General features: G+C 75.7%; 8 protein-coding genes and 1 other RNA gene. 5 read left to right on the top strand and 4 right to left on the bottom strand.

Annotated elements, in window-relative coordinates; translation table 11 throughout:
- Positions 1-5: 5 nt before the first annotated feature.
- The 4 genes from L7N97_RS17540 to L7N97_RS17525 all read right to left on the bottom strand — a co-directional run bounded on the left by L7N97_RS17540 (position 6) and on the right by L7N97_RS17525 (position 2,576).
- A complete protein-coding gene (locus L7N97_RS17540) occupies positions 6-815 on the bottom strand; it encodes a thymidylate synthase (protein ID WP_237479586.1) in 810 nt (269 codons plus the stop codon).
- Positions 816-853: 38 nt separating this feature from the next.
- A complete protein-coding gene (locus L7N97_RS17535; RefSeq protein ID WP_237479585.1) occupies positions 854-1,777 on the bottom strand; it encodes a phosphatase PAP2 family protein in 924 nt (307 codons plus the stop codon).
- A 155-nt stretch (positions 1,778-1,932) separates the two neighbouring features.
- Positions 1,933-2,290, bottom strand: a transfer-messenger RNA (tmRNA) gene (gene ssrA, locus L7N97_RS17530).
- 4 nt (positions 2,291-2,294) lie between these two features.
- Positions 2,295-2,576, bottom strand: a complete 282-nt coding sequence (locus L7N97_RS17525) for a hypothetical protein (protein ID WP_237479584.1) — start codon at positions 2,574-2,576, stop codon at positions 2,295-2,297.
- A gap of 398 nt (positions 2,577-2,974) precedes the next feature.
- On the opposite strand from L7N97_RS17525, the gene bcsA reads away from it, so the two are divergent.
- The 5 genes from bcsA to bcsN are packed head-to-tail and all read left to right on the top strand — an operon-like array spanning position 2,975 to position 14,934.
- Entirely contained in the window at positions 2,975-5,251 is a 2,277-nt protein-coding gene (gene bcsA / locus L7N97_RS17520; RefSeq protein ID WP_237479583.1) for a UDP-forming cellulose synthase catalytic subunit, read from the top strand.
- Positions 5,252-5,256: 5 nt separating this feature from the next.
- Positions 5,257-7,626: a cellulose biosynthesis cyclic di-GMP-binding regulatory protein BcsB gene (locus L7N97_RS17515; protein ID WP_237479582.1), complete on the top strand. Its 2,370-nt coding sequence runs from the start codon at positions 5,257-5,259 to the stop codon at positions 7,624-7,626.
- Positions 7,623-8,723 carry a family 8 glycosyl hydrolase gene (locus tag L7N97_RS17510; protein WP_237479581.1) on the top strand — a complete coding sequence of 367 codons (1,101 nt, stop codon included), beginning with the start codon at positions 7,623-7,625 and terminating at the stop codon, positions 8,721-8,723. Before L7N97_RS17515 ends, L7N97_RS17510 begins: the two co-directional genes overlap by 4 nt.
- Positions 8,714-13,984: a hypothetical protein gene (locus L7N97_RS17505; protein WP_237479580.1), complete on the top strand. Its 5,271-nt coding sequence runs from the start codon at positions 8,714-8,716 to the stop codon at positions 13,982-13,984. Before L7N97_RS17510 ends, L7N97_RS17505 begins: the two co-directional genes overlap by 10 nt.
- Entirely contained in the window at positions 13,981-14,934 is a 954-nt protein-coding gene (gene bcsN, locus L7N97_RS17500; protein ID WP_237479579.1) for a cellulose biosynthesis protein BcsN, read from the top strand. Before L7N97_RS17505 ends, bcsN begins: the two co-directional genes overlap by 4 nt.
- Positions 14,935-14,938: the final 4 nt, after the last annotated feature.

Raw genomic sequence — 14,938 nt, 5'->3', positions numbered from 1 at the left:
GGCGCTCACACCGCCACCGGGGCCTTGATGGCCGGCCAGGGATCGTAGTCCGCGAAGCCGATGTCCTCGTAGCGGAAGGCGAAGAGGTCGCGCACCTCCGGGTTCAGCACGAGGCGCGGCAGGGCGCGGGGCGTCCGGCCGAGCTGCTCGCGCACCTGGTCGACGTGGTTGGAATAGATGTGCGCGTCGCCGAGCGTGTGCACGAAGGTGCCGGGCTCGTAGCCGCAGTGGCGCGCCACCAGGGCCAGCAGAAGCGCGTAGGAGGCGATGTTGAAGGGAACGCCGAGGAACAGGTCGGCCGAGCGCTGGTAGAGCTGCAGCGACAGGCGCCGCCCGCCGTCCTCCAGCGGCTCGGTGTAGAACTGGAACAGGCAGTGGCAGGGCGCCAGCGCCATGCGGTCGAGGTCGGCGACGTTCCAGGCCGACACGATCAGGCGGCGGCTGTCGGGGTTGCGCCGCAGCTCCGCCAGGACGTTGCGGAGCTGGTCGTGGGTGCGGCCGTCGGCGCCCTCCCAGGACCGCCACTGCCGCCCGTAGACGGGGCCCAGCTCGCCGCGCTCGTCCGCCCACTCGTCCCAGATCGTGACGCCGTTGTCGCGGAGGGTGGCCACGTTGGTGTCGCCGCGGATGAACCACAGCAGCTCGTGCACGATGGACTTGAGGTGGAGCCTCTTCGTCGTGACGAGGGGGAAGCCGTCGGCGAGGTCGAAGCGGAGCTGCGGACCGAACGTCGACAGCGTGCCGGTGCCGGTCCGGTCCGCCTTGCGGCGGCCGTCGGCCAGCACGGCGGCGAGGAGGTCGAGGTAGTCCTGCATCGTATCGTCTGCCAGTTTCCGTCGGGGTGGGGTGTCGGTCAGGCCCTCAGCACGCCGCGCGCCCGAACCTCGGGGCGCGCGGGCTCCGGCGCCTCCCGCGTCCGCCCTGCGGCGCGGGCCGCGACGAGCGCGGTCGCCGCCGTCGCGCCGCCGGCGAGGACGTCCACGACGTAGTGGCCGCCGTGCGTCGGCGTCGCCGCCGCCATCAGGGCTTCCCACGCCGCGGCCGGCCAGCGCAGCACCGGGATGCGCCACAGCGCGGCACAGAAGAGCACGGCGCCCGCGGCGTGGAAACTCGGGAAGCTGATGATGCCGTAGAGGTCGGACAGCGACAGCGACCGCGCGCCGCCGCGGCGCAGTTCGACCACCGTGGCGGCCGTGTCGTAGACGTCCCGCGGCGCGATCAGCGGGAAGCGGCCGGGCGGGACGCCGAGGCCGGGATAGGCGCCCAGGGCCGGCATCAGCCCCGACAGGAGGACGACCGCCGCCCCCGAGAGGGCGAAGGCGACGACGAACTCGGCCAGCGCGCGCGTCCGGCCCGTGAACCCGAGGACGAGCAGGACGAGCAGGATCTGGAGCTTGAAACTGTCGTAGGCGAGGCCGCCCGCCAGCGCGAACAGGGGATGCCCCTCCACGAAGGCGGCATAGCCCAGCCAGTCGACGCCGAGGCACATGTCCCAACGCGCGAAGGTCGCGTCCCAGAGCTGTCCGCCCCGGGCCGCCGCGACGTAGGACAGCGGGCCGGCGACGGCCGAGAACACCACGACCTGAGCCACGGCGGTGAGGCTCGCGGACAGGCGCGGATCAGGCCGAACAGCCCGGTAGTAGAGCGCCAGGGCCTCGCAGAGGAGGGTGGCGCAGACCGTGACGGCGACTCCTCTGGAGTCCACGGTGAAGCCGAGGGCCGCCAAGCCCAACGCGGCTGTGACCGCCGTCAGGGCGACGATCCGCCAGGGTTGCATCGCCGCCTCCGTGCGCCCGCCTGCCACGCCGCGGCGGACCGGGCGGCCAGGGCAGCATGGCGGCAGAACGCGAAGACTTCGCTAATGCACGTCCGGCGCGGGCCGCGGCGCCGAGGGACGGAGACGACGATTCTGCATGGACGGAGAGGGGATGAAGTGGAGGCTTCTGTTGCCAGGTGCCTCCGGACCCCGCCCAGAAGGTGCTAACCCTCTAGGACTTGGTTCCCGGTACCTTCACCGCATTACGCGGCGACGGCGACCGGAGCATAGTTGTCGTTGGCAACTATAAGTTTAGCCCGATAACGGCGGTACAATGCCGAGCAAAAGAGATCCCTTTACACCCACGTCAATCCTATTTCGGGCCCGCCGCAACCCTCGCGCTCTGCGAGGGCTGAGGTGGACCCGCCCGGTACCGCCCCGGGGTCCGTATGGTTTATTTCGGATTCCGTTTATCGCCATAGAGGCCGTAGCCACGCCGAGAGAGTAGGCCGGAGCCCCGCGGAATTCAAGGCCCGGATCAGCGCGCCGCGAACTGCACGACGCTCGATTCGGCGTCGGGCGGCGCTGCCTGGGTGGCGCCGAACAGGCGGACCACGTTGCCCTTCGGCTTGGCGCGGATCAGGTCCATCAGGGCCTGCGCGGCCTCGGCCTTGTAGCTTTCGGCGCAGGGCTCCGCGGCGATGCGCGCCACCATCAGGGCGAGCTGGAACATGCAGTTCGACTGCATGGCGCCCGAGGAGGAGAGCCTGTCGAGCGCGTCCGCGATCTCCGCGTCGGCGTGATGGGTCGTGGGCGACATGGAACACCTGCTCGAACATCGCGCACCTCCGGCCGGGGGTGCGGTCACCAAGCCCTGCCCGCGACGCGAGATGCGGGCGGGCCGCATGCCACGGGCTCGAAGGGACATACCGGGCTGGCTACCGGCACGGCGGAGCGGCTTGATGCCTCGAGAGCCCTCGCGGACCTCGACACGACGTGGCGACACGTTAGACGGCGCGTCTTAACGGGAGATGCCCAAGGCGGTTGCAGAGTCGACGGAACGGGAGCGGCAGCACGACGCAGGGGCAGAAGGCCGGCACGGCGGAAGCCGGTTAACCATCGCGACATCTTGCATCCCGCTCAGGGAACCCGGGAAGGCTTCGGCAAGACTCGCCGCCGTAGACGGTCATCTGTGATGAACGGACCGTCGACGCCCGCATGAAAGTTCTAGCGACCGCCGCCTGGGCCCTGGCAGGCCTGCTGTTCTTGGCGATGGCCTGCGAGCCGGTCGGGATCCAGGCGCAGTTCGTGCTCGGCGCCGCGACGGTGGGCGCCATGGGGCTGATCCGCCTGCTGCGGCTCGACGGCGCCTGGCGCAAGGTGTTCCTGGCGCTCGGCACCGGCCTCGTGCTGCGCTACCTGTACTGGCGGACGACCTCGACGCTGCCGCCCGTCAGCGATCCGGTGAGCTTCGCCTGCGGCCTGACGCTCTACCTCGCCGAACTCTACTCGATCGGCATGCTGTTCATCAGCCTGTTCGTGATCGCCGACCCGCTCGACCGGCCGCCGGCGCCCCGGCTCGCCGACGAGGACCTGCCCACCGTCGACGTCCTCGTGCCCTCCTACAACGAGGACCGCGACCTCCTCGCCGTGACGCTGGCCGCCGCCACCGCCCTGCACTACCCCGCCGACCGCCTCAGCGTGCACCTGCTCGACGACGGCGGCACGGACCAAAAGTGCGACCAGGAGGACGCGGCGGCGGCCGGCGCGGCGCGGCGGCGGCGGGCCGAGCTGATGGGGCTCTGCGCCGACCTCGGCGTCACCTACCACACGCGGGCGAAGAACCTGCACGCCAAGGCGGGCAACATGAACGCCGCCCTGGCCGACACGGACGGCGAGCTCGTCGTGGTGTTCGACGCCGACCACGTCCCCATGCCGGACTTCCTGCAGGAAACGGTGGGCCACTTCCGCCGCGACCCGCGGCTGTTCCTGTGCCAGACGCCGCACTTCTTCTCGAACCCCGACCCGATCGAGAAGAACCTCGCCACGTTCGAGACCATGCCGAGCGAGAACGAGATGTTCTACGGCGTGATCCAGCGCGGGCTCGACAAGTGGAACGCGGCCTTCTTCTGCGGCTCGGCGGCGGTGCTGCGCCGCGCGGCGCTCGACGAGGTCGGCGGCTTCTCGGGCCTGTCTATCACGGAGGACTGCGAGACGGCGCTCGACCTCCACGCGCGCGGTTGGAACAGCCTCTACGTCGACCGGCCGATGATCTGCGGCCTGCAGCCGGAAACCTTCGCCTCCTTCATCGGCCAGCGGTCGCGCTGGTGCCGCGGCATGTTCCAGATCTTCCTGCTGAAGAACCCGCTGTTCAAGCGCGGCCTCAGCCTGGCGCAGCGGGTCTGCTACCTCAGCAACATGACCTACTGGTTCTTCCCGCTGTTCCGGCTGCCATTCCTGGTCGCGCCGTTCCTGTACATCTGGTTCTCGCTGCAGATCTACGTCGCCAACGTGCACGAGTTCGTGTCCTACACGCTGATCTACATGGTCGTGAACGTGATGATGCAGAACACCATGTACGGCAAGGTGCGCTGGCCCTTCGTCTCCGAGCTCTACGAGTTCACGCAGTCGATCTTCCTGTGCCGCGGCCTCGTCAGCGTGGTGATGAACCCGCGGAAGCCCACCTTCAACGTCACCGACAAGGGCAACACGCTGGAGAAGGACTTCCTGTCGGAGCTGGCGCTGCCGTATTTCGCCATCTACGGGCTGATCCTCCTGAGCCAGGTCTACGCCGCCTGGCGCTTCGCCACCGAGCCGGACGGCGGCGACCTCATGCTCGTCGTCAGCCTGTGGAACTTCCTGAACCTCCTGCTGGCCGGCGCCGGGCTCGGGGTGGTGTCGGAGCGCCGCGCCGTGGCGAAGCCGCTCGGCCGGCCGGCCGAGCTCGCCATCGGCACCACGATCGTGCCGGTCAAGATCGACGCCATCTCGGTGCGCGGCTGCACCCTGTCGGCGGAGCCCGGCGCCATCCCGGCCCGGCTCGGCCGCGGCACGGTCGGCATCCTGGCCGTGCCGCGGCGCCCCGGCCACCCGGCGCAGACGCTGCCCGTGGCGCTCGACGGCCCGCCCGGCGACGGGATCGCGGCCTTCACCTTCCCGCAGCTCAAGGCCGAGCACCACCGGCTCATCGCCGCGACGCTGCACCCCGGCAGCGAGGCGCTGGAAGCCTTCCGGGAGAAGCGCCGCAACCACAAGTCCATCCTCGGCGGCGTCGCGGCCTTCGTGCGCTGGGGCCTCGTCGAGCCCCTGCGCGGCTTCGCCTTCCTGGGCCGGCACCTGGCCGGGCTGCGGCGGCCCGAACCCGCCGTGCCGCAGGCGGCGGAGCCCGCCCCGGCCCGGCACGAGCCCGCGAGCCTCGACGGCCTCAAGGCGGCGCTCGGCCCGTCGGCGGCCCTGGCGGACGAGCCACCCTACGCCGCGGTGGCGGCCCGGTGAGCCCCGTGATCTCCACCCTCCGCCGCCGGCCGTCCGTCGCCGCCGCGCTCCTGCTCGGCACAGCCCTGTCGCTGGCCGGCCCGGCCGGCGCCGCGCCCGCCGACGATGCCGACGCGACGGGCACCATCGCGCCGGCCGAGCCGCCCGCGACCCCTGCACCGCTGCACCGGCTCGGCGCCGGGGCGCGGCAGCTGCTGCTGTCCGGCGAGGCCGACGCGCGCGACTACCCGGTCTACCTCACGGCCGCCGAGGCGCGCTCCCACGCCCACCTCCACCTCACCATCACCAACGCCGTGTCGGTGATGGCGGAAGCCTCGCGGCTGCGCGTGCTGGTCAACGACGTGGCTGTGTCGGAGACTCCCATCGCCTCGCCCAGGGCCGAGGACCCCGGCGTGCTCGACATCGACCTGCCGGCCTCGCTGCTCGAACCCGGCTTCAACGCCGTGCGCCTCGAGGTGCAGGAGCGCCACCGCGTCGACTGCTCGCTGGCCGCCACCTACGAGCTGTGGACGCAGGTGGACCCCGCCACGGCCGGCTTCACCTTCGACGGGCTCGCCGCCTCCTCGCTGTCCGACGTGGCCGACCTCCCGGCCCTGCCGGCCGCCGAGGACGGCACGACCCCGATGCGGCTCGTGGTGCCGAAGGGCACCGACGCGGCCGCGCTCGACCGGCTGCTGCGCGCCGCCGAGGCGGTGTCGCTGCGCGGCCGCTTCGCCCATCCGGCCGTCGAGGTGGCGTCGGCGCCCGCGGACCGGCCCGGGCTCGACATCGTGGCGGGCACCGCCGACGACCTCAAGCGCGCCGACCTCGGCGACCTCGTGCCCGACGACGGCGCGCCCGCCGCGCTGCGCCCCGGCGCCACGCCCGGCTATTCGACGCTGGTGCTGTCCGGCCAGGGCCCGGCCGAGGTCGACGCCGCGGTGGCCTCCCTGGGAGGGACGGACGCGTCCGGCACGCCGGCCGGCCTGCGCGCGCTGGCCCTCGCCGGAGGCCGGCCCGTCGAGGGCGGCTCGGCGCTGACGCTGCGGGACCTCGGCGTGCCGACCCAGGAGTTCTCGGGACGGCTGTTCCGCACGGGCTTCGACCTGCTGCTGCCGCCCGACTTCTACCCGGCCGACTACGGCGCCATGACGATCCGGCTCGACGCCGCCTACGCGGCCGGGCTCGACCGCGGCAGCCAGATCCTGGTGCGGGTCAACGGGCACGACGCGGCCTCGCTGCCGCTCGGCGACCGCGCCGGCGACGCGTTCCGGCGGCGGCCCGTCACGGTGCCGCTCGGCAGCCTGCGCCCCGGCCTGAACCACGTCTCGCTGGAAGCGCAGCTCGCCACCGCGGCCGACGCGGCCTGCGACGCCGCCGCCACCGTGTCGGCCGCCGCGGGCGCGGGCGGCAAGCGCTTCGCGCTGCTCGACTCGACGGGCGTCGAGCTGCCCGCCATCGCCCGCATCGCCCGCATGCCGAGCCTGTCCGCCACGGCCGCGGCGGGCTTCCCCTACGCGGGGCGGAAGGCGCCCGGCCTGCTCTACCTGCCGCATCCCGACGCCGACGCCGTGTCGGCCGCCGCCACCCTGCTCAGCCGCGCCGCCGTGGCGGCGGGCGGCCCGATCGACGCCCGCCTGGCGCTCGGCCGCGACGTCGGGCTGAAGGGCCCGGCCCTGGTGGTGGCCGCCTACGCGGACCTGCCGCCCGCCGTGATCGACGCGGCCGGGCTCGACGCGGAGGCCATGCGCGGCGCCTGGAGCCACATCGAGGCGCGCTCGGCCGCCGGCGCCCGGCTGCGCGACGCCCGCGCCCTGGCCGGCCGCCCCCCAGCGCCCGGCGAGGCGGCGATCGGCGAACGCGACGGCGCCACGCTGTTCCGCCGCTGGTCCGACGACGTGTCGGCCGGCCAGTGGCGGCTCAACCCCGGCGCCCTCCTGGCGCGCCTGCTCGAGAAGGCGGCCGGGCTCAGCAGCGCCAACCTGCCGCGCTGGGGCCGCACGGAGGGGCGCGTCGCCGTGACCTCCGACATGCGGCTCGCCGTGGCGCAGCACGAGGCGCCGGGCGGCCACGGCGACACCTGGACGCTGGTGCTGGCCCCGACCGGCGAAACGCTGCGCTCCTCCGTGCTGGCCGTGACCGCGCCCGACCTGTGGAGCCAGTTCGACGGCCGCGCCGCGACCTTCGACCCGCGCTCGGACAGGCTCGCGACCGTCCAGGCCCAGTCCGACTACTTCGTGCCCACCGCCACGCTGTCGCCCGGCAACGTCCGGCTGATCGCGGCCGGCTGGATGTCGACCGAGATCGACGCCTACGTGCTCGGCTTCCTGTTGATCGCCGGGGCCCTCGGCGCCGCCACGGCGGCCGCGGTCAAGCGCTATGGGGTGAAGCCGTGAGCGGGACGACGGCGCTCCGCCGCTCCCCTTCTCCCCGCGAGGGGAGGAGGACGGGCGCCGCCCGCCTCGCCACGATCCTTTCCGCCGCCTGGCTCTGCTTCGCCGCCCCCGCCCTCGCGGCTCCGCAGGACTCCGCCGTGCCGAAGGGTTGGACCGACTACAAGGCGCGCTTCGTGGCCGCGGACGGCCGCGTGGTGGACGACGCCAACGGCAACGTCAGCCACAGCGAGGGCCAGGGCTACGCCATGCTGCTCGCCGTCGCGGCCGACGACGGCGTGGCCTTCGCGCGGCTGTGGGGATGGACGTCCCGCGAGCTGTACCGGCGGCCGGACGGCCTCGCCTCCTGGCGCTGGATGCCCGACGCCGTCCCCCACGTCACCGACGCCAACAACGCCACCGACGGCGACCTCCTGATCGCCTGGGCGCTGCTGCGCGCGGCCCGGCGCTGGAACAGCCCGGACTACCGCGACGTGTCGCGCCGCATCGCCCTCGCGGTGGGCCGGTCCGCGACCTTCACGAGCCGCTTCGGCCTCGCCCTGAAGCCCGGCGCCTCGGGCTTCGACGCCGCCGCCATGGCGGACGGCCCCGTGGTCAACCTGTCCTATTGGGTGTTCCCCGCGCTCGACGCCCTGCCCGAGGTCGCCCCGGAGGTCGACTGGGCGGGTCTGACCCGGACCGGCCTCGCGCTCCTCGAAGCCTCGCGCTTCGGGCCCGGCGACCTGCCCACCGACTGGGTGTCGCTGAAGGGCGCACCGGCGCCCGCCAAGGGCTTCCCGCGCGAGTTCGGCTACAACGCCGTGCGGGTGCCGCTCTACCTCGCCTGGGGCGGGGTCGGCACGCCCGGCCTCTACGCGCCCTTCCTGCGCCTCGCGCGGGACGGCGCCGCGCCCACCACCGTCGACGTCGCGACCGGCCTGCCCCGCGAGCCGCTGCGCGAGGCCGGCTACCGGGCCGTGTTCACCCTCGCGGCCTGCGCGGCTGGCGGCGAGGGTGCGCCCGCCGCCCCGGCGTCCGGGCCAGGCGACCACTATTACCCGAGCTCGCTGCGCCTCCTGGCGGCGCTGGCGGCCGCGGACCGGGACCTCCGATGCGACTGACGCTCGCCACCCTGCTGCTCATGGCCTCGTCCCCCGCCTGGGCCGGCGACATCCTGGTCGTCGACGCGCCCGCGGCCGAGCCCGCGCTGGGCGGCACCGCGGCCAAGGCGCCGGCCGCCCCCGCGTCCGTCGCGGCCCCGGCCGTGCCCTACGCGGGCCTCTACGACTCGCCGCTGTTCGGCCACGTCGCTCCGGCGGTCGACCGCGTGGACGAGACGGCGCTGCGCTTCTACGCCGGGCAGAAGAACCGCGCCCGCGTGGACGCCGAGATCAAGCGCCTGCGCGCCCTCCACCCGGCCTGGCGCGTGCCCGCCAACCTTTACGCCTCGGGCAACGGCGACGACGAGCAGCCCCTGTGGGACCTGTTCGCCGCCGGCCGCACGGAGGAGCTGCGCTCCGCCATCCAGGCGCGCGAGAAGCGCGAGGCCGGATGGCGCCCCTCCGCCGACCTGCTCGCCAAGATGGCGCGGGCCGAGACCGCGGCGCAGCTGAGAGCGCTGTCCGACGCCAAGGACTGGTCGCGCCTGCTCGCGGTCGCGGCCGCCCACCCGGACGCGCTGTCCTGCGCCACGGTGGATCTCGACTGGCGCGTCGCCGAGGCCTTCGCGGGCCTGGGCTCGGCCGAGCGCTCCTACGAGGTCGATGCCGCGATCCTGAAGACCTGCCGCGACCGCGACGAGCGGATGGCCACCGTGCGCAAGGCCGTGGACGCCCTGCCGGCCGCCGACATCGACCGTCTGATCGCCGCCGGCGCCGTGCTGGCCGACGGCTCCGGCGAGTTCGACGAGGTGCGGCTCGACCTCGCGCGCCAGGGGATCGGCCGCGCCCTGTCGGCTGCTGGCGCGGCGTCGGCTGCCGGCACAGCGTCGGCCGCGGACGAGGTCGCGGCCGCCAACCTCGACGCGCTCGGGACCGCGACCCTGCGCTCCGGCGAAGCCTCGGACGCGGCGCTGCTCGGCTGGTACGGATACCGGCACGGCCGCTGGGCCGAGGCCGACGGCTGGTTCAAGCTCGCGCTCCGGAACTCCGACGGCGACCCCAAGCTGGCCGAGGGCCACGCGCTGGCGCTGAAGGAGCTCGGCCGCCTCGACGAGGCCGAACAGCTCGCCCACGCGTGGCGCGAACGCTCGGGGGCGATGCGCGACCTCTTCGTGTCCCTGATGACGGCGCGCCTCGCCTCCACCGACGCCTCGGCGGTCGACCCGGCCGAGATGGCCGACTTCTCGTCCATCCTGCTCGCGGACCGCTCGGTCGCGGCGGCCGGCGCGCTCGGCTGGACCGCCTGGAACCGCGGCGACCTCGACGCCGCCGCGCTGTGGTTCGGCCGCGCCGTCGAGTGGTGCGGCACGGGCGAGGTGCCCGACAAGGTCGTGGAGGGCTGGGGCCTCACCCTGAAGCGCCTCGGCCGCTTCGACGCCGCCGAGGACTTCCTCTACGCCCGCAGCGACCGCTCGCCCGCGGCGCGCGACCTCTACGTCGCCGTGGCGGTGTCGGCGCTGTCGGGCGGCCCCTCGCCGGGCGCGGTCGGCCCGAACCTCCCCGCCGCCGCCCTGTCGCCCGAGCGCCTCGACCGCTTCGCCGCCGTGATCGGCGCCGCGCGCTCGGCGGCCGGCGCCGCGGCGCTGGGCTGGCGGGCCCTGCGCGACGGCCGCCCCGCCGAGGCGGTCGACCGGTTCCGGGACGCCGCCGCCTGGTCGCCGGACGGCGCCGCGGACCTGCCCACCGTCGGCGGGCTGGTGCTGGCGCTGAGGGACGCCGGCCGCCTCGCCGAGGCCGAGGACCTCGCCTGGGGCCACGTCCGCGCGTCCGAGCAGCTCCGCGACAGCTACCGCGGCCTCATGGTGGCGCAGTTGTCGACGCCGTCCCTGGCCGAGCGGCTGACGCCCGAGCGCGTGCTGCGCTTCGCCGCCCTGGTCGAGTCCGAGTCGTCGAGCGCGGGCGCTGAGGCGCTCGGCTGGTACCGCCTCAACGGCGACGGCTGCGGCTACGCGGCCGACTGGTTCCGCCGCGCCGTGGCCTGGTCGTCCGACCGCGCCGGCACGGCCAAGGCTAACGAGGGCCTGGCCCAGGCGCTCGCCCGCGCCGGCCACACGGCCGAGGCCGACGACGTCGCCTCGGCCTGGGCCGACCGCTCGCCCGGCATGCGGGCGCTCGACGTCAAGCTGATGGCCGACGCCCTGACGCGCGACCTGTTCCCCGCGGCGGTCGACGAGGCCCGGCTCGGCCGCTTCGCCGCCCTGGTGCGGGCCGAGCGGTCCGCCACGGGCGCGCAGGCGATGGGCTGGCACCGCTACCGCGACGCCGGCCAGGGCTACGGCGTCGACTGGTTCGCCGACGCCGTCCGCTGGTCGCCCGACCGCCGCCCCGACGCCAAGACCGTGGAGGGCTACGCGTCCGCGCTGCGCGACGTCGGCCGGCTCGCCGAGGCCGAGGAGGTGCTCTACCACTTCGCCGGCACGGTGCCCGTGATGCGGGACCTGTACATCGACACGGTGGTGTCCGAGCTGACGCTCGACAACCCGCCCGAGCCCATGCCGCACGACCGGCTGGCGCTCTTCATCGCGGTGGCGACGCCGCTGCGCTCGGCCGCCGCCGCGCAGGCGATCGGCTGGTACCGCTTCGCCCGCCGCGAATATTCCGACGCGGCGATCTGGTTCAAATACGCGGTCGACTGGTGGCCGGCCCTGCCGGCCGACGCCGACCGCTACACCTACGTGCCCGAGGGCTTCCTGCCCCGGCTCGCGCGTCTCGCGTTCAAGCCGGAGGACTACCGCCGGACGCCGCGCGCCTTCACGAGCCGCGTTCACGGGAGCGACGCGTCGCAACACCGCTACGTCGACACGTTCGGCGGCCTCGCCACGACCTGGACCGGCTACGCGCTGACGCTGGACGCGCTCGGCCGCACCCCGGAAGCCGAGGACATCGCCTTCGCGTGGCGCGACCGCTGGCCGGCGCTCGGCCGCATGTTCGTCGACATGGCCATCCGCACGCTGACCCGCGGCGGCCCCTGCGGCGCGGCCCCGGGGGCGGCCGAGGTCGCGCCCGACCGCCTGAAGCGCTACGGCGCCGTGATCGAGGAAGAGCGCGACGCGGGCGGCGCGGCGGCGCTGGGCTGGGCCGCCACGGCGCGGCACGACCCCGCCGAGGCCGCGGTGTGGCTCAAGGCGGCCGTCGACTGGCGGCCCAGCGACGCCGCGCTCGACGGCCGCGCCATGGCGGGCTACGTGGCGGCGCTGCGCGCCTCGGGCCGGGCCGAGGAGGCCTATGCGGCCGCGTCCGCCTGGGCCGAGCAGGCGCCGGAGGTGGAGGCGGGGCTGCTCGACGCCGCGCTCGACATGCTGTCGGCCGGCGCCGAGGCGTCGAAGGACCGGCCGGCGCCCTCGCCCGAAGCGCTCGGCCGCGCCGTGGCCCTGGCCGAGGCGGACGGCTCGGCCCGCGGCCCCGCGGCGCTCGGCTGGTACTACCTCAACACGAAGCGGCCCGCCCTGGCGCTGCCGCGGTTCAAGCTCGCCGTGGAGCGCGCTGACGCCCCCGGCGCGTCCCCGCCCGCCGCCCCCGTCGCGACGGCGGGACGCTGCCCCGCCCCGGCCGAGACGGCCGGCGCGGACGCGCTGCCCAAGGCCGTGGAGGGCTTCGCGCTGGCGCTGCGGGCCGTCGGGCGCGACGCCGACGCCCTCACCTTCGCCGAAGCCTGGGGCGCGAAAGTGCCGGCGCTGGCCGCCCTGCCCGGCGACATCGTGGCCGAGGCGGTCGGCCGCGACGGCGGGCGCGGCACGCTCCCGCCCGAAGCGCTCGACCGCATGGCGGCCTCGGCGCGGCGCACGCGCTCCGTGCCGGCCGCGGCGGCCTTCGGCTGGGCCGCCTACGGCCGGCGCGACTGGACGGGCGCGGCGGACTGGTTCGCGGAGGGCATCGCGTGGTCGCCGGACAGCCGCGGCCCGGCGAAGCTCGTCGAGGGCTACGCGGCGAGCCTCCACAACGCGTGCCGCTTCGCCGACGCCGAGCGCGTCGCCCTGTCCCGCCCCGACGAGGACGCCGACGGGCGGCTGCGCACCATCTACGTCGACACGGTCGCCGACCGCGTGGCCCGCGCCCGCACCGGCGCGGCGCTCGCCCCCGCGGACGCGGCCCAGTTCGCCGCGGCCACGATGGCGGTGTCGTCGCCCAACGGCGCCCAGGCGCTCGGCTGGTACGCCTACCGGTCGCGCCAGTTCGGGGCCGCAGCGGCCTGGTTCGAGAAGGCGCTCGCCTGGCGCGCCACCGAGGCGCAGGCCTACGGCCTCGCGCTGAGCTACCGCCGCCTCGGCGACGCCGCGAACCTCGCGCGCGTGCTGTCGGCCTACGAGGCCCGCTACCTGTCGCTCGGCGCCGTGCGCCGCGCCGGGATCGGCGGACGCGAGCCCCCGGTCCCGAACTTCGGCGACCTCGCCCGCCGCGGCTGCGCCGCCGCGCCGGAGCCGGCCCACGCCGACGCGGGGGACGCGATCGCGCGCCCGGCCCCCGTCATGGCGGCGCTGGCCGAGGGCGAGGCCGCGACCGCCCCGGCCCCCACAGCCCTGGAGGCCGGTCCGGCCCCGCGCCGCGCGGCCCCGGCCGGCGCGCCGGCCCGTGCGCCCCGCGCCCCCGCGCCGCGGATCGAGGCCGAGGCGAGGTCCGCGCGGGAGGCCGGCGCCGCCCCCCGCGAGCCCGCGCCGTCGGGCGGCGCCGCCGCGGCCCTGGCCGCGAAGGACTACGCGCGCTGCCTGTCGATCCTGGCGCGCCGCCCGGCCCGCGCGGCCGGCGACCGCGAGACCGAGGGCTGGTGCCTGCTCGGCGCCGAACGGCCCGCCGAGGCCGCGGAAGCCTTCCGGGCCGCCGGGTCGCACGCTTCCGGCCGTGTCGCGGGCGACAGCGCCCTCGGCGAGTCCCTGTCCCACCTCGCGGCGGGCGAGACCGCGGAGGCGGTGGACAGCGCCGGCCGGGCGCCGATCGGCGCCGACAAGCGGCGCGACCTCGGCCTGCAGATCCTGTCGCACCAGGCGCTCGACGCCTACCGGGCGGGCCGCTGGGCGGAGGTGCTCGACGTGCTGCGGCGCCGGGCGGGCTTCGCCGCCGAGCCGCGCGACCTCACCATGCTGCGCGGCTGGTCGCTCTACCACCGGGGCGACTACGCGGCGGCGCGCGCGGCCTTCGCGGCGGCCGACGGCCTCCTGTCGGACCGCGACAGCCGCGGCGCCCTCGCCACGGTCGAATCCGTGACCACCAACAAGGCGTTCCGATGAGCCTCCCCCGCCTCGCCCCGCTGCTGGCCTCCGCGCTGTGCCTGTCGGCCTGCGCGGCCGGCTCGCCCGGCCCGGCCGTCGGGCGCTACCCCGCGGCGGGCCGGGAGGAGGCGCCGCTGGCGTCCCTGCCGGCCGCGGCGGGCCGCGTCGTGGCGGTGCGGCGGATCCCCTATTCCAACGGCTTCGGCCAGGAGATCGTGCTCGACGGCCCGCGCGCCATGTCGGGCGAGAACCGCATCACCGTGGAAGCCCTCACCTCCGCGCGCACGGGCCTCGCCGGCCAGGGCGCGGAGGAGTTGAAGCTCGGGCCGCCCACCGACGTCGAGATCGCGGCCGAGATGGAGCGCGCCCTGCCCGGCGTGGCGATGCACCTCGCCCCCGCGCCGGAGCGGGGCGAGGACGGGCCGATCGGCTACGCGGCCGGCGCGGCGGGGCGCCTGTCCTGCGTCTACGCCTGGCAATATCTCGCGCCGGCGCGGCCCCTGTCGCTGTTCGAGGGCGCCGCCGGCACCGGCGCGCTGCCCGTGTCGGTCCGGGTGAGGCTGTGCCGCGAGGGACCGGCGGCCGCCCTGGTCGAGGCGCTGCGCGGCCTGCGGGCGTGGCGACCCGACGGGTCGGAGCCCGTCGCGCTCCGGTCGCCCGCGGGCGGCGACGCCCTGACCGAGGCGGTCGGCTCGCTCCCGCCCGCGCCCGCGGTGGAACCCGCCCCAGCCGCCGCCCCGTCCGTCGCCGCGCCGCGCCGGCGGCGCCACCGCCTCGCCGCGGTCTCGCGGCGGGCCGTCGCCCACCTGTCCCGGACCTCGCGCCGGCGCGTCCCGGACGGCTCTGACGGACTCGCGGGCGTGCCGCCGCTGCCGATGCCCGGCGACATCCCGGCCGCGCCGCGACCCGCGGCACCCGCACCGCGGGCCGCCGCGGCGGACCTCGGCGGCATGCCGATGCCGCGCTGAAGGG

The organism is Lichenibacterium dinghuense, assembly GCF_021730615.1.
Lineage (GTDB): Bacteria > Pseudomonadota > Alphaproteobacteria > Rhizobiales > Beijerinckiaceae > Lichenihabitans > Lichenihabitans dinghuensis.
The sequence above is the reverse complement of the archived record's forward strand: the minus strand, read 5'-3'. Positions and strand labels throughout refer to the sequence as shown.

Excerpts from the sequence above, each read along its gene's own strand:
- L7N97_RS17540 (WP_237479586.1), bottom strand. The coding sequence starts at position 815 with ATGCAGGACTACCTCGACCTCCTCGCCGCCGTGCTGGCCGACGGCCGC.
- L7N97_RS17535 (WP_237479585.1), bottom strand. The coding sequence starts at position 1,777 with ATGCAACCCTGGCGGATCGTCGCCCTGACGGCGGTCACAGCCGCGTTG.
- L7N97_RS17525 (WP_237479584.1), bottom strand. The coding sequence starts at position 2,576 with ATGTCGCCCACGACCCATCACGCCGACGCGGAGATCGCGGACGCGCTC.
- bcsA (WP_237479583.1), top strand. The coding sequence starts at position 2,975 with ATGAAAGTTCTAGCGACCGCCGCCTGGGCCCTGGCAGGCCTGCTGTTC.
- L7N97_RS17505 (WP_237479580.1), top strand. The coding sequence starts at position 8,714 with ATGCGACTGACGCTCGCCACCCTGCTGCTCATGGCCTCGTCCCCCGCC.
- bcsN (WP_237479579.1), top strand. The coding sequence starts at position 13,981 with ATGAGCCTCCCCCGCCTCGCCCCGCTGCTGGCCTCCGCGCTGTGCCTG.